A 22,257-nucleotide genomic window follows, 5' to 3' on the forward strand; every position below is an offset into this window, starting at 1 on the left:
ATTAACAAATCATAAAGCTTTTGCGTAAAAAAGAGACGTAGTGAAAAGTGTTTTTAGAAATATATATTATGGGATAAGTAATTTAATTATTTCGAAACCGTTTTAAGTATATGTAGATTTAATGAAATCTATTATATCGCTACATTATAATGATATAGTAGATTTTTTACTATATTGTGACAAAATTTATACTCCTAACTTTTTTATCCCTACTAATTTAATGGCTTTTTTAAACACAGTGCTCGAACCACCCTCATACGGATGGACAGATGAGGATGGTAACCTTGCAAAACCCACCAATGCAATAATTTTAAAAGAGTTTTTCTCGAGACTGAATGTTTTCAGGGATAAAAAAAACTGGCTTTCTTTTTTGAGCTGGTTTTTAGTACTCGCATTAACACCATTTCTGTTTTTGTTCATATTCAAATATTTCAGCATAGTAGGTTTGATAGTTGCATTTGTGTACAGCATGATTATCATGGGTACGCACGGAACTATATGGCACCACAGGTATTGCACGCATAACGCCTATACTTTTACCAATAAATTCTGGCGCTTTTTTACCCAGAACCTTACGCTTAAAATAATTCCCGAAGAGATTTACGCGGTATCGCACCACGTTCATCATGCACTGTCAGACCAACCCGGCGATCCTTATAATGCGCAGGGTGGCTTTATGTACTGCTTTTTGGCTGATGTAAACCACCAGCCCGTAGCCAGGAACATGACCGAGGCCTGTTACAAAAAATGCGTTAACTTAATGAAACACGTTGGCGTAACTCCCAATACCTATAAGCAATATCAAAAATGGGGTACCATTGCTAATCCATATCGTACCGTTGTTGGTATTATTCTTAACTGGGGTTTCTGGTTCACTGCATTTTATCTAATGGGTGGCTTGCCGTTAGCGTGCGCTATTTTCGGCTCTGCCGGCTTTTGGGCGGTAGGCGTGCGCACTTTTAATTATGAAGGCCATGGTAAAGGCCAGGATAAACGCCGCGAAGGCACCGATTATAACCGCGAAGATATGTCAATAAACCAGCTGTGGCCTGGTTATGTGGCCGGCGAATGGCATAATAACCATCACCTGTATCCTAAAAGTGCCCGCTCGGGCTTTAAGCCGCATCAGTTTGACCTGGCCTGGTGCTATATCAAATTGATGAGCATGATAGGTGCTGTAAGCTCGTACCGCGATTCGAAAAAAGAGTTCCTGATGACTTATTGTAACAAAGATTCGGTACAAATACCTGTAACCAAACTGGCGGTAAAATATGCCGAAGTAAAACCTGTTCTGGTGAGGGTTAAGTAAAATAGTAAACTAACTCCTTTTGTGGTGCTTAAATTAACTTAAGCGTCATTTCAGATAAATAATAAAAAAGCAGCGCATGGAGCGCTGCTTTTTTATTATGTTGTAAGTTACGGATGTAGCTAAGCAGTTGGCTTAAGTCAACCAACCACTCACTTATCCAACCACTTCACTAACCTTAGGCGTGTTCAGGAATACAAAGTTGTTATCAAACATATCTACCTTAATTGTGCTGTCTTTATCTACTGTGCCGGCCAGGATCTGTTTAGATAGCTCGTTCAGGATCTTTTTTTGGATAACACGTTTTAGCGGACGGGCACCAAACTGCGGATCGTAACCTAACTGGGCCAGCCAGTCCAACGCTTCTTCGCTTGCCTCCATGGTGATGCCCATTTCGGCCAGGGTTTGTTGTACGTGGGCAAACTGTAATTTCACAATGTCATGTATCTCGTGCCGGCTTAGCGGTGTAAACATAATGATCTCATCTATCCTGTTCAAAAACTCGGGGCGGATAGTGGCCCTTAAAACATTGAATAAATCATTTTTTGTTTTGGCTATTACCTCATCGCGGTTCTTATCCTCCAGCGATTGGAAGTTTTCCTGGATGATGTTTGAGCCAATATTGCTGGTCATGATGATGATGGTATTTTTAAAGTTTACCACCCGGCCTTTATTATCTGTTAAACGGCCGTCGTCTAACACTTGCAGCAGTATGTTAAATACATCCGGGTGTGCTTTTTCAATTTCGTCCAACAATACCACGCTATACGGTTTCCTGCGTACGGCTTCGGTTAACTGGCCGCCTTCATCATAGCCCACATAGCCCGGAGGCGCTCCTATAAGCCTTGAAACGGCATGGCGTTCCTGGTATTCGCTCATATCTATCCGCACCAGGGCGCCTTCGTCATTAAACAGGTATTCGGCCAGGGCTTTGGCCAGCTCGGTTTTACCTACGCCGGTTGTACCCAAAAATATGAACGAACCTATTGGCTTGCGCTTATCCTGTAAACCGGCGCGGCTGCGGCGTATGGCATCACTTATCGCCTCTATCGCTTCCTCTTGCCCTGCAACACGCTTGTGCAGCTCGCCTTCCAGGTTTAACAGTTTTTCTCTTTCGCTTTGTATCATTTTACTCACCGGGATGCCTGTCCAGCGGGCTACTACTCCGGCTATGTCGTCGGCAGTAACTTCTTCTTTCAGCATACGGCTATCGCTCTGGTTCTCCAACAGGGCGGCTTTCAGTTTTTCAACCTCGGCCTGGGCCTGTACAATGGTGCCGTAGCGTAATTCGGCTACTTTACCATAATCACCGGCACGTTCGGCCTGTTCGGCTTCGAGTTTGTAGTGCTCGATTAGTTCAACTTTTATGTTGATGCCATCAACCAGGTCTTTTTCGCCCTTCCATTTGGCCCGTAACGAATCGCGCTGAGCGGATAGATTTGCAATTTCTTCGCTTAGTTCGGCAACCTTGCGGTCGTCGCGTTCGCGTTTAATAGCCTCGCGCTCAATTTCAAGCTGCATAATGCGGCGTTCCAACTCGTCAACCACTTCGGGTACCGAATCCATCTCCAGGCGTAGTTTTGATGCAGCTTCATCCATCAAATCGATAGCTTTATCCGGTAAAAACCTGTCGGCTATGTACCGTTGCGACATTTCAACAGCAGCAATAATGGCTTCATCCTTGATCCGCACCTTGTGGTGGGTTTCGTAACGTTCTTTTAAACCACGTAATATCGATATGGCATCGGCGGCATCCGGTTCTTCAACCATTACTTTCTGAAAACGGCGTTCCAGCGCTTTATCTTTTTCTAAATATTTTTGGTATTCGTTAAGGGTAGTAGCACCTATTGATCTTAATTCGCCACGGGCCAGGGCAGGTTTTAAAATGTTGGCAGCATCCATAGCGCCTTCGCCACCACCTGCGCCAACCAGTGTATGTATCTCATCTATAAATAAAATGATCTCGCCATCGCTTTGTGTCACTTCTTTTATAACGGCTTTAAGGCGTTCTTCAAACTCGCCTTTATATTTGGCGCCCGCTATCAATGCGCCCATATCTAAGGAGTACACTGTTTTTGTTTTCAGGCTTTCGGGCACATCGCCTTTAATTATCCTGAAAGCTATGCCTTCGGCAATGGCGGTTTTACCAACACCAGGTTCGCCAACCAATATCGGGTTGTTTTTGGTACGGCGGGATAGGATCTGGATAACACGCCTAATCTCATCATCACGGCCAATAACCGGGTCAAGCTTGCCGCTTTCGGCGTACTCGTTCAGGTTGCGGGCATATTTATTTAGGGCATTGTAGGTTGCTTCGGCATTTTGGTCGGTTACTTTGCTATCGCCTCGTAAAGCGATAATAGCTTTTTTAAGGTCTTTTTCGTTTACGCCAAAATCTTTAAGCGCACCGCTTACTTTGCCGCCGGTTGCCAGCAAACCCAACAGGATATGCTCAACCGATACAAATTCATCTTTAAATTCTTTTAAGTATCCTTGCGCCTTTTGCAGGGCCGAGTTACTATCTGACGATAGGTAAACGTTGCTGCCGCTAACTTTCGGGAACGATGCTATCTGGGTATCCAGTACCTCGTTCAGGCGGTTAAGGTTAACATTAAGCTTTTTTAGTAAATAGGAAATAACATTTTCATCAACCAGCAGTAAACCTTTTAACAGGTGAGCCGGCTCAATTGCCTGCTGCTGATTACCGGTAGCAATCTCAGAAGCTTTTTGTACAGCCTCCTGTGCTTTTATTGTAAAGTTGTTAAAATTCATAGTGATCTAGTGTTATGAGTTGTATTGGTCAAATCCCTTGCCAGTTAGCTAAACATGATAAAAAGTCACGTAAAAAAAAGATTGGGCGTCATTTTGTCGTGATGTATATTAATTGTAACATTTTTAATACTTTTATTAGTTTTGTAGATACCAGCTCATGTTGAACACTCGCTTTTTTTTCAACACCCTGCCTGTTAAGTACAGGTCGTTGTATAAAGATTTTTACACATACCAAAATTTGGTTGCTGTAAGGGCTGCCAGCATCATATTTTTACTGTTGAACATCATTATAAGGGCGCTGTATGTTGTTTTCCCGGCAAGCCTTACAAAAGCGCAAAACTTTCCCGAATTTAACACAAGCAACTGGGTATTCCTGGTAATAACTCCCTTTTTCCTGATAGCGGCCAACCTGCTGATACTGGAATACAAGAGGCGAAAAAAAAACACCCAGCTTATGGCGGTTACGGTATTTTTATTTTCGTTGTACATTATTACCTGTGGCATGTATTCCAGCTTTATAGCCACATCCGATCCAAGCAATTCGCTTACACTTTACCTGATAGCTTTATGCCTCATAAGCGCCATTGTAGTATTTGAGTATTATGAAACCATTATACTCATCATAGGCATCGAATTGTTTTTTACTGCCCTGCTGCTGTATAGCCAAACATCGCCTACACAAATGGTTTATAACCAGTTAATTTCGGTAGTGCTATTGTCGGCCTTTTATTTAACCTCCCGGTACTTTTTCACTTATAAGGCCAATAGTTACCAGCAGGTTTTACAAATAAGTGAAAAAAATGAATTGATAGAAGGTGCCAATGTGTTTAAAAACCAGGTGCTGGGTATGGTAGCGCATGATTTGCGTAACCCTATTGCCTCGGTTGAGTCGATAGCGATGATAATGGAATTGGATGAGGTAACCGAGGATACGCAGGATAATTTGAATATGATTAAAGAATCGTGCGCCAAAGCCCGGTCTATCATTAACGACTTGCTGGATGCCGCCCGCAATGAAAACGGGAGACCTATTGAAACCGAAAGAACGGAATTAAATCAGCTGCTTAAAACCGCGGTAAATTCATGGCGCACCCAGGGGAAACTGAACGTTGACGTTATTTTTACCAGTAGTATAAACCCTGCTTATGCGCTGATTAATAAAGAAAGGTTTTCCCGTGTGATTGACAACCTGGTAAGTAATGCGGTGAAATTTTCAAAGGATAACAGTCGCGTTGACATGCGGTTAAGCCAGGTTAATAAAGATGTGATTATAGAGGTTCAGGATTATGGCATGGGGATTCCGCAGGCTATGCTCCCCGAGATATTTAACCGCTTTACAAAGGCCGGCCGCGCCGGCGTGCGTGGCGAACAATCAACAGGCTTAGGGCTTAGTATTGTACGCCAGATAGTTGAAAGCCATAAGGGTACTATCCACGTTGAAAGTGCAGAAGGCAAAGGCTCTGTTTTTGTAGTGAAATTGCCGGTGGGGTAGTCATTGTCGCTACGCTTGTCATTGGTCATTTCGCTGCGCTGTCATTAGTCATTGTCGCTGCGCTTGTCATTAATCATTGTCGCTGCGCTTGTCATTAATCATTAGTCGGATTTATTTGAGATTTTTAAAACAATCGTTGGTCAATCAAACTTGGTGACCAATGACTATTTACCGAAAATCGATTTAGCTTTTTCCATTGTTTTCTCCAAATCGATGGCCTTTCCTAATATCCCTTTAAATAAATCACCTTCAACTTTTAGCCTGCCAATTGAATTGAATATGGTAAAATGTTTCATGGTGAGGCCGGGTTTTACTTCGTCCCAGTGGAGGGGCATAGATACGGTGGCGCCAATTTTGGGACGGAGTGAGTACGGGCCGGCTATGGTAGCGCCGGGGCGGTTTTGTAAAAAATCAAGATACATTTTACCTTTACGGTTGGCTACCATACGTTCCAGGCTGGTATAATCCGGTATTTGTTTGTGAACGATGTTTACAATGATGCGGGCGAATAATTGGGTTTGATCATAACTGTATTTGGCATCAGTAGGAATATAAATGTGCATCCCGGTTGAACCGGAAGTTTTGCAGTAGGAGGGAACATCGATGGCATCCAGTACTTTTTTTACTTCCAGCGCTGCTGCAATAACCTGGTCGAAGGTGTTTTTATCGGGGTCAAGGTCTATCACGCAATAATCCGGGTTGTCGGGCGATTGAATACGACTGAACCAGGGGTTCATCTCGATGCAGCCTAATGATGCCATCCATAGCAGGCTTGCCTCATCGGTGCCAACCAAATATTCTTTGTGCTCGCCCTCGCCGTTGGTATATGGAAATGTTTTTACCCAATCGGGCGCTTTGCCTTTTACATCTTTTTGGTAAAAACTTGGGCCGTGAATACCGCCAGGAAACCGGTTAAGCGACATGGGGCGATCTTTCAGGTATGGCAAAATGTACTCCGCTACCTGGTAATAGTAGTTAAACATATCGCGCTTGGTTACCTTATCCTCGGGCCAGTAAATTTTGCTCAGGTGGGTAAACTTCAAATCATGGCCGCAAATTTTGCGCACCTGGGTTTCGTCAGTTGGGTTTAGCAAGGTTTTTCTTCCTTTCTCTTTTGGTGGTTTTATGGCCGATGCATGGTTATCTTCATGTTTCTCTTCCACTTGTTCAATAGCTGTCCCGGTGGGTTCTGCAACCTCGCGTATTACATCTGTTGCCTTTTTATCAACGCGCATACCCTGGAATGATGGGTGACGGAACACCCCGTCGCTGGTGACTTCGCTAAAAGCTACTTCGCAAACCAGCTGGGGCTTTAGCCATGTTGCCTTGGCTTTGGGCGGATTTGGCCTGAAACGCGATGGTTTGTTTACATCGGGAATAGTATCAAAAGGACTTTTATCGGTTATTAATGGCTTAAATTGTGCCATCATTTCCTTTTGTACTTTATCCGAAAAACCGGTACCCACTTTACCTACATATTGCAGGTTTTTACCCTCATAAACACCCAGCAGCAATGAACTGAACTGTTTAGATGTATCCTCGTTTTTGGTGAAGCCAGCTATTACTACTTCCTGCCGTTTGTGCACTTTAATCTTTAACCATTCTTTAGCGCGCGTATCTGAAGCATAGGTGCTATCGGCTTTTTTTGCAATAATGCCTTCTAAGCCCATCCGCTCAGCCGCCTTAAAAAAATCAATGCCGCTAGCGTCAAACACTTTACTGGCGCGCACGCGGTCATCGTCGGCTGGTAAAACCTGTTTGAGTATGGCTTGCCGTTGAGACAGGGGCAAGTCCATCAGGTTTTTGCCATCGTACCATAAAATATCAAAAACATAATAAACCAGTTCGCCATCGGCCTCGCTGCGCCAGTTTTGCAGGTTACCGAAATTGGAGATGCCTTTATCGTTCAAAACCAGGATCTCGCCATCCAATACCGCATTAATCTTCCATCCCCGTAGTAGTTTGTGGATAGGGTAAAATTTTTCGTTAAATGTTTTATTGTTACGGGACAATAGCTCCACCTCTCCTTTATTAACAAATGCAAGCGTGCGGTAACCATCCCATTTTACCTCGTAAACCCAATCGGGGTCGTCAAAAGGTTCATCAACCAAGGTGGCCAGCATGGGCTTGATGCTGGTGGGTATTTTAGCTTTGGGGGCTTTTTTTAATAGGGTATCTACATTAATATCTTCCGGTTCGGCTACGCTTTCATCAGGTTCGGCGGGTTTGGCGGACTTTTTTTTTGCCGACGATTTTTCAGGATTTTCCATTTTTTCCTCGTGGCCGCTATGCCAAACCTTATCGCTGGTTTTTTCCATCATTTCAATGGTTTTGCCCGATATTACGGATTTATCTTCTTTGGTAATATCTTTTTTTGATGCAAAGTCGTCATCGTGTTTTATAAGCAGCCAGGCGTTATCGCCCATGCCGTGGGTTTTTACAAGGGCAAATTCGCCACGGAGCTTCTCGCCATGAAGCTTTATTTTTACCGACCCGGATTCGAGCTCCCGTAACAGGTACTTTTCCTGCTCTTTTTTGCCTTTAATTTTTTCGATTGGTTCGTAGGTGCCTTCGTCCCAAACGATAACCGTACCGCCGCCATATTCGCCTTCGGGGATGATGCCTTCAAAGTTGCGGTAATCATAAGGATGATCTTCAACCATCATGGCTAGCCTTTTGGTTTTTGGATCCGTTGATGGTCCTTTGGGCACCGCCCAGCTTTTGAGTACGCCGCCCATCTCCAGCCTGAAATCATAATGCAGCCGCGAAGCATCATGCTTTTGTATTACAAAAATGAGGCTGTTTTTATCCTTGCTTTTTCCGGCTTTGGGTTCGGCGGTTTTGGTGAAATCCCGCTTTTTTTCATATTTTTCCAGGCTCATGGTAATGATGTTTGATTAAGGAGATAACATTATGTTGATGAGGAAAGTTTTTGATTAGTTCATTGGTTCATTAGTATTGCAAGGTGGCAAGATTTGGCAAGATGAATCTTTTATCGAATTAATGAGTATGCCGTCTGTATCAGGTATACACACACAAGTTTATTGGTTGTTATGGCGTCCCAAAAAACGTCCCTGCCTTTTTGTCGGTTGTTGTTCATTATTTAAACCAATACTTCAAACATCAGTCATACTCCTAAAAAACATAACTATGAAAAAGGTATTCATGATGATAGCTTTTATAGCAGGGCTGGGCTTGTTTGCACATGCACAGGAAAAAGTAAAGGCGACACCGGCATTACGGGCTGCAAAACAAACTAAGGTATTGGCCAAACAGCTTAACTTAAGCAACAGCCAGATAACCCAGGTAAATGCGGTACTGCTGGAGCAGGGTAGAGGACTTGATAGTTTGAAGACCCTTAAAGGTACAAATGATAAAAAAGAACAAAAATATTCACATAAGCAGATCCGTTACAACGCGCAAGCCAAACTGGAAGCCATTTTAACAGCCGAACAAAAAACAAAATACCTGGCTTTTGTAGAAGCCCAAAAACAAAAAAAGGCGGCCAGGAGAGAAGCGAAGGCATCGCCAGCACCGCAGAACTAACTAATTGTATTTTGCGGGAGAAGATTTAAACCCTGCACTATAATAAGCCGCCTTGATTTGCCATGGCGGCTTTGTTTTGTGCGCCTGGGCAAAATTTTCCCAATTCGGATGCAGTTAGTAGTTCATTAAGAACTATTTGTGCTGCTTAAAGTACAAAAGCATGCTGCCTTGAAGCAGGGTTATTACAGTTTTTTATCTGATAAAGACGTGGTTTTTAATAAATCACGTCAAAATCTGCAAAAGTCATCAACATAACCAACAAATACTCAAAATATTTTAATCGTAGGGCACTATTGGTATTATTATTGCGTTAAATGAACATATTGATATACAGGCAAATAATGTGTTTAAATGACAATTATTTATTATCAATATCGCAGTTAAACTGTTATTATATTATTAAATTGTTAATAGTTGACTTTTTTACTTAAAATATTTGCAAAATAAAAGATGTGTTGTATATTTGCAGTGTAGTATTTGTAAGGCGCTGAACGGCAGCACCAGAAGGTTCGAGACCTCCCTTACAGCTCTTCTCATAATTTAGGTTTATAATTGGTTAGAACGCGCCCCTGCCCATCAGAGGGCGCTTCTTGTTTCTAATGGTTTTTAATTATAAATCCGCATCTTCTTGATTGCTTTTGGAATAATCTTTAAATTTGGTAACATGACTGTACAATATATTTCTGACAAAAAAGGACAAGTTACAGCTGTTCAGGTCCCTATCAAAGAATGGGAGATGATAAAAAGCAAATATCCTGACGTGGATAATATAGATAATCAAATACCTCAATGGCATAAGGATTTGATAGATGCCCGACTTGAGTCCTTGAAAAATAATCCCAATGATATTCATCCAATTGAAACCTTGTTTGACGAGTTGGATAAATAAAAATGAAATATAGTTTATCGTATTTCGGTATTGTAAAGGCAGATCTGATTTAAGCAAGAGAATGGTATAAAAATCAGAAAGCTGGCTTGGACAAAGAATTTGAACGGGAAGTAAAACAAAGTATAAGCAGACTGCAAAAAAATCCCCTTGGATACGAAATTAAGTATCAGAACATAAGGACAGCTTTTACCGACGAGTTTCCTTTCGCAATACATTTCATGGTTGATCAACCGGCAAGAAAAGTTGTCATTATTGCAATCGTTCGTCAAACCCGTATCCCTTCTCTCGGAATAGATAGAAGTAGGAACGGCTGAGATTTTATACTCCAACCAAGTTTGCCCTTATAGCCAAACAAAACACAGCCTCTTTTTGTAATACTATGAAATTTCTTAGCTTATGAAAAATCCGGTCTACGCAGATTTAAAGCACGCCGACGGCAGTTCACGAAACATTATCATCGAACCGGTATTGGAACATGATCTTGCCGATACGGGTGTATATAAAATTTATAAAACTTCGGTCGACAATGAGTCAATGCTGTTTACGGAAGAAATGGAGATTGATGGCGATGGCCCCACTTTAGCCGATGAGGATAATCCGGATTACTTAGGCACAATCTATTTCCCCCAATCAGGACCATGGCACTACGAAGGTGATTTGCTCAGCAACGGCGAGCAGCAGCAAATTATATCTATATTACAACAGAAAGCATAGTACTTTAATATATAGTCGAAAGCCCTAAATTTCAAGTCAAAAGAACTAAATCCGGCTTAAGACTCATGACTTAAGACTTCCGACTTAATTGGTCCCTTTTACTTTCATCTGAAACGTATACACCGCCTTCGAAGCCGTTATAAATAATACATCCCGATTTTTACCGCTAAAACAAATGTTGGCCGTCCAGGGTTCATCAATATCAATGTGGCCAATTTTTTCGCCTTTTGCATTAAAAATGGTAACGCCTTTGCCGGTAAGGTATATGTCGCCCAGTTCGTCAATCGTCATCCCGTCTGATCCCTGCGAGGTAAAAAGCATTTTATCGCTTAATGAGCCGTCTTTATTGATATCATAGCGATAGGTTTTGTTATCGCCTATATCGGCTACAAAAAGATGTTTGCCATCGGCAGTGCCTACTATACCATTCGGCTGCTTAAATTTATCGTCAACCATAACCGCTTCGTGTTTGCCTTTGGCCAGGTAATAAAGCTTTTGGCCGTCAAGTTGGGGCTTTTTGTGTGTCCAATAGTCGCGTTGATAATAGGGGTCGGTAATATACAGCCCGCCATCGGGCCTTACCCAAACGTCATTTGGTCCGTTAAATATTTGCCCTTTATAGCCGGTAAGCAATACTTCTATTTTTCCTTTGGGGCTGATAGACCAAAGTTCATTTTTGCCATCGGCACAGCTGATCAGGTTACCTTTGCTGTCAAAATCCATCCCGTTACTGCGGCCGGCGCTATCCATAAAAACAGATAGTTTGCCATCTGTGCTATACTTCCAGATCTTGTTGTTGGGCTGATCTGTAAAAAATACATTACCTTTTTTGTCAACCGCCGGTCCCTCGGTAAACGAGAATTGTTTGGCAATTAACACAGCTTTGGTGCCGGCGTTGTAAAGGTTGGTGGTATCCTGCGCAAATGCGCTATAGGATAATGTTAATAAGCACGAAATTAACAACGGTAGTTTTTTCACGATATCAGATAATTGGTTTGCTAATGTATGTTGTTTTTGAGTTAGAAAAAAGGTTTTCGTTGTAGAGACGCAATATTTTGCGTCTCCGATATTCAAATCAATCATGCAAATTGAGTTCTGCAAATTTCCTCATCTGGCAGGAGACGCAAAATATTGCGTCTCTACGGTCTTACAAAACCATTAAAAACGCTATTTTTGCACCTTTATTAAAAATACCGTTCAAAACATGAGTATTGCACTATCCGAGCAGGAAATTATCCGCCGCGAATCTTTACAAAAATTAAGGGAACTGGGCATAAACCCGTACCCCGCCGAAGCATTTGATGTTAACGCCTGGGCACAGGATATTACCGATAATTTTGCAATAAAACCCGAGGCCTACCAAAATGTAGTTATTGCAGGCCGTATCATGACCCGTCGTATTATGGGCAACGCATCGTTTGCCGAGATCCAGGATTCAACCGGCCGTATCCAGGTATACCTGAAACGCGATGATATTTGCCCCGATGAGGATAAAACTTTATACAACACCGTATTTAAAAAACTGCTTGACATAGGCGATTACATAGGCATTAAAGGCTATGTGTTTTTAACGCAAACAGGCGAGATTTCGGTCCACGTTCGTGAATTGATTGTGCTTTCCAAATCGCTTAAACCGCTACCGGTTGTTAAGCGGGAGGACGACGGAACCATTCATGATGGCTTTACAGACCCTGAGTTGCGTTACCGCCAGCGTTATGTTGATTTAACGGTTAATCCGGCCTACAAACAAATATTCATCAACCGGTCCAAAGTAATCAGCAGCATGCGTAATTATTTTAACGCGCAGGGGTGGATGGAGGTTGAAACTCCCATACTGCAGCCGGTACATGGCGGCGCAGCGGCTCGTCCGTTTGCCACGCACCACAATACGCTGGATATGCCATTGTTTTTGCGCATAGCCAATGAGCTTTACCTGAAACGCCTTATTGTTGCGGGTTTTGATGGTGTATATGAGTTTGGTAAAATGTTCCGTAACGAGGGTATGGACCGTACCCATAACCCGGAATTTACTGCCATGGAAATTTATGTAGCCTATAAAGACTATATATGGATGATGGCCATGGTTGAAGAATGTTTAGAAACCGTTGCCAAAGCTGTTCATGGTATTCCCGTGGTGCAGGTGGGCAGCAACGAGATCAACTTTGCCGGTCCGTACGAAAAGTTATCTATGTACGATTCTATCCTGAAATATACCGGAATAGATGTATCGGCTATGGATGAAGCCGCTTTGCGCGATACCTGTGCCGAACTGAAAATAGAAGTTAACCCAACTATGGGCAAAGGCAAACTGATTGACGAGATCTTCAGTGCCAAGGTTGAGCATAACCTGATCCAGCCAACTTACATTACCGATTACCCAATCGAAATGACCCCGCTTGCCAAAAAACATCGCACCAAAGATGGCCTGGTAGAGCGTTTTGAGTTGTTTGTAAATGGTAAAGAAATAGCTAACGCCTACTCGGAGTTAAATGACCCGATTGACCAGCGCGAGCGCTTAGAGGAGCAGTTGATACTTGCAGGCAGGGGCGATGATGAAGCCATGGCCATGGACGACGACTTTTTACGCGCCTTGGAATACGGTATGCCGCCAACATCGGGCCTTGGTATTGGTATCGACAGGTTAGTGATGCTGATGACCAACCAGAGCACCATCCAGGAAGTATTGTTCTTCCCGCAGATGCGCCCCGAGAAAAAAGCCAAAGTTGTTACAGCCGAAGATTTTATAAACATTGGCGTACCTGCCGAGTGGGTGCCCGTGTTAAATAAAATGGGTTTTAACACCGTAGAAGAACTAAAAGCCGGCAACCCCAACAAAGTATTTAACGACCTTGGCGGTATGCGTAAAAAATTAAAACTGGACATTACCATGCCCACAAAAGAAGTGGTGATGGCCTGGTTTGAATAATATACAAGAAAACTAACGTTACCTTTACCACGATCGCGAAGTGCCTTATTCAAAGGAAATTCGCGGTCGTTTTTTGATCAGTTAACGGTGCCTTTTGTACCCGCTGCTGCGTGCCCGTTTTCTTCCATCTTGATTCTTGACTCTTAATTCTTGACTCTCCTCCCCGATTGTCGTCAAAAGTTTTACATTTGCTTTGTTAAAATAAGAACTATCCATGGTTAAATTCAACCGGTTTACACTGGATAATGGCCTCCGGGTTATTGTTCATGAAGATAATACCACGCCTATGGCAGTGCTCAACATTCTGTATGATGTTGGTGCACGCGACGAAGATCCCGAGCAAACCGGCTTTGCTCATTTGTTTGAACACCTGATGTTCGGCGGATCTGTAAATATTCCCAGCTACGATGAGCCACTGCAAAGGGTAGGAGGCGAAAACAATGCTTTTACCAGTAACGATATCACCAACTATTACATCACCCTGCCGTCGGCCAATATCGAAACGGCATTTTGGCTTGAGAGCGACCGCATGTTAAACCTCGCCTTTAGCGAGAAAAGCCTTGAGGTGCAGCGCAACGTGGTAATAGAGGAGTTTAAACAGCGTTACCTTAACCAGCCTTACGGCGATGTTTGGCTAAAGCTGCGCCCGTTGGTTTATAAACAGCACGCGTACCGTTGGGCTACCATTGGTAAAACCATCAAGCACATCGAGGATGCCAAAATTGAGGATGTGAAAGCATTCTTTAAAAAACATTATAACCCGCAAAATGCCATTATGGTAGTTGGGGGCAATATCACAACCGAAGAGGTAAAAAAACTCTCCGAAAAATGGTTTGGCCCAATCCCCGCCGGCGATAAATACACACGCAACCTGCCGCAGGAGCCCGAACAGCATGACGAACGCCGCGAAACGGTTACCGCCAAAGTACCGTTGAACGATGTGTACATCGCCTTCCAGATGGGAGCAAGGCTGGATAATGATTATTACCCGGTGGAACTACTGAGCGATATCCTTTCGCGTGGGCACTCCTCACGTTTGTACCGCAGTTTGGTGCAGGATAAGCAAATTTTTAGCGAGGTACATGCCTATATTACCGGCAGCCTGGATAAAGGTATGTTTGTGTTAGAGGGAAAACCCCTGGAAAACGTTAGCATTGAGCAGGCCGAAGCCGCGTTTTGGGATGAGTTGGAAAAAGTAAAAGCTACCGATATCCCGGCTGATGAATTAACCAAGGTGCAAAACAAAACCGAATCGACCATGGTGTTTTCTGAAATGTCGCTGTTGGATAAGGCCATGAACCTGGCCTCGTTTGAGTTGTTGGGCGATGCCGACCTGCTGAACCAGGAAACCGCCAAATACCTGGCCGTAACCCCTGCGCAGATCAAAGAAGCTGCCAACAAGATATTCAGGAAAGATAATTCATCAACGCTGATATACCTGGCCGAGAAAGAAGAAGTTTCTGAATCAGAAGTTTTCACGGCGAGTTTATCTTGATGAAGTTCAAGAAAGCTACGCTGTTTTCAGAATTAGAGAATTAACAGAATTGGAGTTTGTCTGAACCTGAATTCGTCGAATTAAGGAATTTTTTGAATTTATTTCTTCTTAATTCCGGCCATTCTTTAATTCGACGAATTCAGGTTCAGAAAAGAACCAATGACTAATGACACCGACCAATGACCACAATAGATAGAACATTAGCCCCCGATTTTAAGGCTATCGATAATATAAGCCTGATACGCCCCGCGCATAAAAAGCTCGATAACGGCTGTAATATATTTTGCTTTAACTCCGGCGACCAGGAATTGGTACGTATAGAATGGATTTTTGGCAACCTGCGTTTTAACCCGGCGCTGCCGCTGTTAAACATGGCCGTAAATACCATGCTTACCGAAGGTACCAGCACGCTAACAGCGGCCCAGATTGCCGATAAGGTTGATTTTTACGGTGCCTTTTTGCAGGTTGAATACGGGTACGAAAACTCGCAGGTTGTATTGTACAGCCTTAACAAGCACCTGCACCATACCTTGCCCGTTATTGTTGATATTTTAACCAACTCAACCTTCCCCGAGAAGGAATTGGAAACCTTTAAACGCAACCAGCAGCAAAAACTACAGGTTAGCCTGCAAAAAAATGATGTTGTTGGCCGCCGCAATTTTAACAAGGCCGTTTATGGCGATACCATATACGGGGTGGGTGCAAGCTTTGATAATTATAAAGCCCTACAGCGCGATGAATTGGCTGCGCATTATAAAGAGCAATACCAGCCATCAAATTGCACCATTATTATTTCAGGTAAAATTGAACCGGAAACTTTAACGCTTATTACGGATACCTTTGATAAAGGCTGGGTTAACGGCGATAAACCCGCCGATACTACCCAACCGGAAATTGTACCGGCTACAGAGTTGTTTTACTTTACTGAAAAGCCCGAAGCCTTGCAATCAGCTATTAGGATAGGTACACCAATGATTAACCGCAACCATCCGGATTTTCAGCAATTGCAGGTATTGAATACGGTTTTGGGTGGCTATTTCGGGTCGAGGTTGATGGCCAACATCCGCGAGGATAAAGGTTACACGTATGGTATTGGCTCGGGCTTGGGCTCATTTAAGCAAGGCGGATCATTCTTTGTAGCCACCGAGGTTGGTGCAGATGTTTGCAAACCAGCCCTTGCCGAAATTGAAAAGGAAATCAATATCCTGAAAACCGAACTGATCCCCGACGAGGAGCTTTCATTGGTACGCAACTACATGTTAGGTTCGCTGTTAGGCAGCCTGGAGAATGTGTTTTCGCATGCCGATAAATTCAAGAGCATCTATTTTGCCGGTTTGGACTATGATTATTACGATAGGTATGCCGCCACCGTAAAAAGTGTCGACTCGGCAAGGTTATTGGAATTAGCCAATAAATATTTCCACTTTGATCGTTTCTATAAAGTGATAGTGGGCAAGTATTAATTTTTGATTTGGGATTTCGGATGTTCGATTTCGGATTTCGGTCTTTAATTCCGAAATCGAACATCCGAAATTCGAAATTTCCCCAAATATCACAGAAAGGCAATTTTTAAATAATTCCGAAATCTCAATTCCGAAATCCGAAATAAAAAGTTAGCTTTGCCCGGCAAATAATAACTCCAAAATAATTATTTGCTATGCAGTTAGACCCATCTAAATTTGTTGCCGAAGGATTAACTTACGACGACGTTTTACTACTCCCCGCTTATTCAGAAGTATTACCGCGCGATGTTAACACCAGCAGCTGGTTAACAAAAAACATCCGTTTAAACATTCCCATTATTTCGGCAGCTATGGATACTGTTACCGAATCTGGCCTGGCTATTGCCATTGCCCAGGCGGGTGGTATAGGTATGCTGCATAAAAATATGACCATACAGGCCCAGGCCGATGAAGTTCGTAAAGTTAAACGATCTGAAAGCGGCATGATCCAGGATCCTGTTACTTTGCTGGAAGATGCCCTGCTTGCAGATGCATTCCAGATCATGAAGGAGTTTAGCATCGGTGGTATCCCGGTAATTGATGCCGATCATCGCCTTAAAGGTATTATCACCAACCGCGATCTGCGTTTCCAAAAAGATATGAGCGTTCCCGTTAGCTCGGTAATGACCAAAATCAACCTGATCACGGCTCCCGAAGGCACTACACTTACCGAAGCTGCAGCGATACTGCAAAGCAATAAAATTGAAAAGTTACCGGTTGTAAATACCAATGGTAAGCTGGTAGGCTTAATTACATACAAAGACATTCAGAAGGTTAAAAACTTCCCCAATGCCTGTAAAGACGAGTTTGGTCGCCTGCGTGTAGGCGCCGCCGTAGGCGTTGCTGCCGACAATATCGACCGCGTAACCGCCCTGGTAAATGCCGGTGTTGATGTGGTTACTGTTGATACAGCCCACGGCCACAGCAAAGGGGTTATTGATATGGTGAAAGCTATTAAAGCTTTGCATCCAAACCTGCAGGTTATTGCCGGTAACATTGCCACAGGCGATGCGGCTATTGCCCTTGCAGATGCTGGCGCCGATGCCGTTAAAGTAGGTATTGGTCCGGGTTCAATTTGTACTACCCGTATTATTGCAGGTGTGGGTGTACCACAGCTATACGCCGTTTACGAGTGTGCTAAAGCATTAGAAGGCCGTGGCATCCCGGTTATTGCCGATGGTGGTATCAAACAAACCGGCGACATTGTAAAGGCTATTGCAGCCGGTGCAAGCTCTATCATGGCAGGCTCACTGTTTGCAGGTGTGGAAGAATCACCGGGCGAAACTATTATATATGAAGGCCGTAAGTTTAAATCGTACCGCGGTATGGGTTCGGTTGAGGCCATGGCAAAAGGATCGAAGGACCGTTATTTCCAGGACGAAACCGATGTGGTAACTAAACTGGTACCTGAAGGCATTGTAGGCCGTGTGCCATTTAAAGGCAACATGGGCGAAGTAATATTCCAGTACATTGGCGGTTTACGCGCCGGCATGCACTACTGTGGTGCCGCCAATATAGAAGATCTGCAACGCGCCAAATTTGTACGCATAACCGCAGCCGGCATGCGCGAAAGCCACCCGCACGATATTACCATTACTAAGGAGGCTCCTAATTACACAAGCAGGTAAGCAATTATTGAATTATTGAATGACTGAATTATTGAATTTTATTCACAGTCATTCAATAATTAAAAAACTAAAGAAGCCCCTAATTACACAAGCAGGTAAGCAATTATTGAATTATTGAATGACTGAATTATTGAATTTTATTCACAGTCATTCAACAATTCAACAATTCAATAAATCGATAATTCAATAATTAAAAAACTAAAGAAGCTTTGGCCGCTAATTACTGGCCGTTAATGGATGCCGACTTTGGGATGATACTGTTTGATGTTATTATTTTTAAAGCCTGGTCGTTGGTAAAACCCTCTTTGGTAAGGGCATCAAAATACTCTTTATTTAGTTTTGCTATCTCGGCTATTTTTCCGGGCTGCTGGTAATAAGCAAATTGAGCGTCAAGCAAGCTTTTTACCATGGATGTATACATGGGGGCCATGGCGTTTGCCATTTCATTACCGTGTCCATAAAATAAACCTTTAACAGTGTCGGTATTCGCCGGTGGTGGTGGTAATAATTCCACGTTGGTTATTTTTATGCCCTTATCCCCAGGCGATGAATGTATAACATCAACGTTATAAAAATTAAAATAGTTTATTCCATCACTCCGTTTGCCGGCGCGTTCAATAATATCGATGGTTTTGGTGTTGGCGGGAATCTTTTTAAAATACACTTTAAACTCCAGCTTATCATTTAGTTTTTTTAAGGTGTTCCTCGTCTCAGGAGCTACGGCAATCCCTTCCGATTTTACGTACCCGTAATGTTTATTATCAACGTCTGTTTGAATATAAATTTCCTTGTTAAGCACGGCCCAGGCGTTATCACTGCCGGCATAATGCCTAAAACTTACTACGGTATACTGTTGATCCGTCTCAATTTTGGTGATGGTGCTTGTCGGGCTGTCAGTAGTTTCAATATCGGGATTGGTAACAGTTTGGGCAAAAGTACTTTTAAGGCCGATTGTAAATAATACGGCTGCAAGGATTAAGGCTTTTTTCATATGGATGTTTGGTTTATAAGGTTTGGTAAATGTAATTATGTAATAATACGTATTAAATGGATAAACGGCTAAAGTTAATGGATAATACTATCCAGTGCGATTGGGTATTTCACATTTCATTAGCATCCTAACCAGTTCGCCGGTCCTGATAGTATAATGCGAAACTGATTTTGTGTAAAACATTAAAAAAGAAAGCAGTAATTTGACCGGACAAATTAAATTATATGCGATTATTTAAAATGGTGTTTTTTTGTTCATTATTGATAACAGTATTTTTAACGGGGTGCAATATGCACAACAATGAACATGTTATTGATCTACTTAATAAAGACAACGGCGAAAACGTTTGGGGCGGTGATGTTCGTTTTTCTGTAGTCAACATCAAAGAAGTTGATAAATCGTTCGTGTATGATTTACAGGCAAAATATAAGCAAAAGCTTGTTGGCTTTGAGGTAGCGATACCCAAAAATACAAACCAGGGCGAAAATGGGTTCGGTAAAGGTGTCATGATCAGGAGCCTTGGTAAAAAGAGCGACGATTTCAGGAATGCGCTTGCCGAAATTTATAAGATTAAGGTTGATACCAATAAAAAGTTTGTTGATAAGATACCGGCAGCTTTTGTTGATCTTGATATATTTGCCAAAGCTTTAGTGAACAACGCCAATACCGATCAGAACTACTTAAATCAGCTGAAGTTGTTTTTTGATACTCCTGACGGCGATGAAGCAGAAGTGTTTCTGAATGTTCGCAAAGGTCAGCAGGTTGTCGAACTTGCAGAGAAAGATGAGGAATACAGAAGCTTGATCATCAAACTATTTACGCAACCATAACTATATCAATTTAGATAAATGAAATCCATCTCCGTATTCTGCGGCGCCAACTTTAACGGCGATCCTTTATTAAAACAAGCTATTGAGCAACTGGCCGAAGTTATGGTAAGCCGCGATATTACCCTGGTATTTGGTGGCGGTAAAGTTGGTGTTATGGGGCTGATAGCCGATGCCATTTTAAGCCGTGGCGGTAAAGCGATAGGGGTGATACCCCAGTTTTTGATGGATAAGGAAGTTGGGCATACCGGGCTAACCGAGTTGCATATTGTAGATAACATGCACCAGCGCAAGCAAATGATGAATGATTTGTGCGATGGAATCATTACCCTGCCCGGCGGACTGGGTACCCTTGAAGAGTTTTTTGAAGTACTTACCTGGCTGCAGTTAGGCCTGCACAGCCACCCGATAGGCCTGCTTAATACCGGTGGATATTACGATTCATTGCTAAAACAACTGGATGTAATGGTTGAGCAAAAATTCCTGAAACCCGCCAACCGCGAACTGGTGATTACCTCTGGCGATCCAATTGAACTGGTAAGCCTGATGAGCAACTTCGACGCCAAGCCCGACGAAGTTTGGTTTAAGGATAGAAACCTTTCTTAAGTCAAAATTCAAAAGTCAAAATTCAAAAAGGGAAGTTCGCAAAAGGGGGCTATACCAATTTCTGTTAATTCTTAAATCCTGAAAATTCTGATTCAAACAAATGTGTTAGGGATTGGCGTGGATACCGGCCAACGCGCGTAATGCCTGCAGGCGTATGAACAAAAAGCCCGGCCGAAGGCAACACCATAAAAAAGTATCAAGTAGTTAGTAGCAAGTATCAAGATTTTTTGATGTGCAGGCGTGCAGATAACTGCGTTAAGGGCGTCGCCGTTTCAGATGTGCAGATTGAAAGAATTATTTGAGACAAAATCCCATTAATCTGCTGAATCCCGGTTTAGCAAAAACGACAGATTTCAGACATTAAACTTGCTTAGAAAAATCATCTGCACATTTGAAATCTGAAATCTGCACATCAAAAGATCACCCTTCCACCTGCGTTATTGTCCAAAAGTCATCAGCAAGGTCGGTGCTGGTGATGTAATCATAGGGCATTAAAAAATAGCCTTTTTGTCCCCAGGCGTCGCCCCAGCTATTGCGGATAATGAATGCTTTTTTACTATCGTCATACCCGGCAGCCATAACCGCGTGGCCACCCAAAACACTTTCGGTTTTTGAGGGCATGGGCATTATGCCGGTTTGGGCAACAGTGGCACTTTCAAAGCTCTGGTAAACGGTGAAGCCAAAAACAAAAGGATTACCGGTAGCAAGGCACGATTTTAACTCGCTGATGTTGGCGTTGTTTAGGCGGGTGTACTGCAGGGCCTGGTTCTTTTTAGCCTTGGTAAATGATGTTTTTGTTGGCTTTTTTGCAAATTTCTTGATATTATACGGCCAAAGTTTCTCGTCGCAAACACCCAGGGTGGCTACTGATTTTATGCCATCGCGCAGTTGGGCGCCGCTATCCTGGCTTACGGTACCTTCCAGCACTCGTTCGTTATAATAAATAAACAGGCGCGATGGGTTAAAAATCGGCAGTTTTTGGCGCATCAGCTCAAACTGAAAAGCGCCACCTATAGCATTGGCCGTGCATGAGCCTAATTGGCCTTGATCATAAACAGGAGGGCATTGCAGCCGCATGTCAACCATTGGTGGTAGCGGCTTAGCTAAAGCTTCGGGCCTTACAACAGCATATCTTAAATCGCGATGATCGGGCAGGTCGGGAGTCCAGCCGTAGTGTTGAGTTTTTTGTATCATGACAGATTGGGGGCTAAGTAATTGTGAAGTAAAGCTATATGGATCCAGGTAATTATATATACGTGTTTTTACGCTATTTTAAACGTAGTGCTACTGGTTTGTCATTGGTCATCATCGCTGCGCTTGTCATTGGTCATTTCGCTTCGCTGTCATTAGTCATCAGTAGATTATTTGAAAGTTTTTAAAACAATGACTACCAGTTAAACTTGGCCCTAAATGACCAATGACCAATGACCAATGACCAATGACCAATGACCAATGACCAATGACCAATGACCAATGACCAATGACCAATGACCAATGACCAATGACCAATGACCAATGACCAATGACCAATGACCAATGACCAATGACCAATGACCAATGACC

Annotated in this window: 16 protein-coding genes and 1 pseudogene; 11 read left to right on the forward strand and 6 right to left on the reverse strand. The window is 42.9% G+C overall.

Translation table 11 applies throughout. The features are described from left to right. The first annotated feature begins 220 nt into the window (after positions 1-220). Positions 221-1,309 (forward strand): fatty acid desaturase, encoded by a 1,089-nt coding sequence (locus AC1DU2_RS21660; RefSeq protein ID WP_477367380.1) that lies wholly within the window; start codon positions 221-223, stop codon positions 1,307-1,309. Positions 1,310-1,462: 153 nt separating this feature from the next. Here AC1DU2_RS21660 and clpB read toward each other — a convergent pair whose 3' ends face one another. After that, entirely contained in the window at positions 1,463-4,078 is a 2,616-nt protein-coding gene (gene clpB / locus AC1DU2_RS21665) for an ATP-dependent chaperone ClpB (RefSeq protein ID WP_477386797.1), read from the reverse strand. A gap of 157 nt (positions 4,079-4,235) precedes the next feature. Between clpB and AC1DU2_RS21670 the strand changes: the two genes are divergently transcribed. Further along, positions 4,236-5,570, forward strand: coding sequence for a sensor histidine kinase (locus AC1DU2_RS21670; RefSeq protein ID WP_477386799.1), 1,335 nt, complete (start codon positions 4,236-4,238; stop codon positions 5,568-5,570). A gap of 164 nt (positions 5,571-5,734) precedes the next feature. Here AC1DU2_RS21670 and ligD read toward each other — a convergent pair whose 3' ends face one another. Further along, a complete protein-coding gene (gene ligD, locus AC1DU2_RS21675; RefSeq protein WP_477386801.1) occupies positions 5,735-8,452 on the reverse strand; it encodes a DNA ligase D in 2,718 nt (905 codons plus the stop codon). Positions 8,453-8,720: 268 nt separating this feature from the next. Here ligD and AC1DU2_RS21680 point away from each other — a divergent pair, with 268 nt between their 5' ends. From AC1DU2_RS21680 to AC1DU2_RS21690, 3 genes are all read left to right on the forward strand, one after another. Further along, positions 8,721-9,116: a hypothetical protein gene (locus AC1DU2_RS21680; RefSeq protein WP_477386803.1), complete on the forward strand. Its 396-nt coding sequence runs from the start codon at positions 8,721-8,723 to the stop codon at positions 9,114-9,116. 664 nt (positions 9,117-9,780) lie between these two features. Then, on the forward strand, positions 9,781-10,005 hold the full coding sequence (locus tag AC1DU2_RS21685; protein WP_477368505.1) for a hypothetical protein: 225 nt from the start codon (positions 9,781-9,783) through the stop codon (positions 10,003-10,005). A 396-nt stretch (positions 10,006-10,401) separates the two neighbouring features. Continuing rightward, positions 10,402-10,719 carry a hypothetical protein gene (locus AC1DU2_RS21690; RefSeq protein WP_477386805.1) on the forward strand — a complete coding sequence of 106 codons (318 nt, stop codon included), beginning with the start codon at positions 10,402-10,404 and terminating at the stop codon, positions 10,717-10,719. A gap of 84 nt (positions 10,720-10,803) precedes the next feature. On the opposite strand, the gene AC1DU2_RS21695 is transcribed toward AC1DU2_RS21690, so the two are convergent. Then, the gene (locus tag AC1DU2_RS21695) at positions 10,804-11,697 is read right to left on the reverse strand and encodes an SMP-30/gluconolactonase/LRE family protein (protein WP_477368499.1); all 894 of its coding nucleotides are present in this window, start codon (positions 11,695-11,697) and stop codon (positions 10,804-10,806) included. Positions 11,698-11,923: 226 nt separating this feature from the next. Here AC1DU2_RS21695 and lysS point away from each other — a divergent pair, with 226 nt between their 5' ends. The 4 genes from lysS (at position 11,924) to guaB (ending at position 18,270) form a co-directional block, all read left to right on the forward strand. Continuing rightward, positions 11,924-13,645 carry a lysine--tRNA ligase gene (lysS, locus tag AC1DU2_RS21700; protein ID WP_477386807.1) on the forward strand — a complete coding sequence of 574 codons (1,722 nt, stop codon included), beginning with the start codon at positions 11,924-11,926 and terminating at the stop codon, positions 13,643-13,645. 214 nt (positions 13,646-13,859) lie between these two features. After that, positions 13,860-15,140 (forward strand): M16 family metallopeptidase, encoded by a 1,281-nt coding sequence (locus AC1DU2_RS21705; RefSeq protein WP_477386809.1) that lies wholly within the window; start codon positions 13,860-13,862, stop codon positions 15,138-15,140. A 179-nt stretch (positions 15,141-15,319) separates the two neighbouring features. After that, entirely contained in the window at positions 15,320-16,603 is a 1,284-nt protein-coding gene (locus AC1DU2_RS21710; RefSeq protein ID WP_477386811.1) for a M16 family metallopeptidase, read from the forward strand. Positions 16,604-16,797: 194 nt separating this feature from the next. After that, positions 16,798-18,270: an IMP dehydrogenase gene (guaB, locus tag AC1DU2_RS21715; protein WP_477368486.1), complete on the forward strand. Its 1,473-nt coding sequence runs from the start codon at positions 16,798-16,800 to the stop codon at positions 18,268-18,270. 220 nt (positions 18,271-18,490) lie between these two features. Here guaB and AC1DU2_RS21720 read toward each other — a convergent pair whose 3' ends face one another. After that, positions 18,491-19,261, reverse strand: coding sequence for a hypothetical protein (locus AC1DU2_RS21720; protein ID WP_477386813.1), 771 nt, complete (start codon positions 19,259-19,261; stop codon positions 18,491-18,493). A gap of 290 nt (positions 19,262-19,551) precedes the next feature. Here AC1DU2_RS21720 and AC1DU2_RS21725 point away from each other — a divergent pair, with 290 nt between their 5' ends. Both AC1DU2_RS21725 and AC1DU2_RS21730 read left to right on the forward strand, forming a co-directional pair. Beyond that, positions 19,552-20,091, forward strand: coding sequence for a hypothetical protein (locus AC1DU2_RS21725; protein WP_477386815.1), 540 nt, complete (start codon positions 19,552-19,554; stop codon positions 20,089-20,091). A gap of 18 nt (positions 20,092-20,109) precedes the next feature. Next, complete coding sequence (locus tag AC1DU2_RS21730) at positions 20,110-20,694, forward strand: LOG family protein (protein WP_477368685.1); 585 nt, start codon at positions 20,110-20,112, stop codon at positions 20,692-20,694. A gap of 420 nt (positions 20,695-21,114) precedes the next feature. Here AC1DU2_RS21730 and AC1DU2_RS21735 read toward each other — a convergent pair whose 3' ends face one another. Next, entirely contained in the window at positions 21,115-21,888 is a 774-nt protein-coding gene (locus AC1DU2_RS21735) for a C1 family peptidase (RefSeq protein WP_477386817.1), read from the reverse strand. Positions 21,889-22,047: 159 nt separating this feature from the next. Further along, positions 22,048-22,257: pseudogene (locus AC1DU2_RS21740) on the reverse strand (hypothetical protein); the annotation flags it as partial.

Source organism: Mucilaginibacter sp. P4_C11 (genome assembly GCF_056402115.1).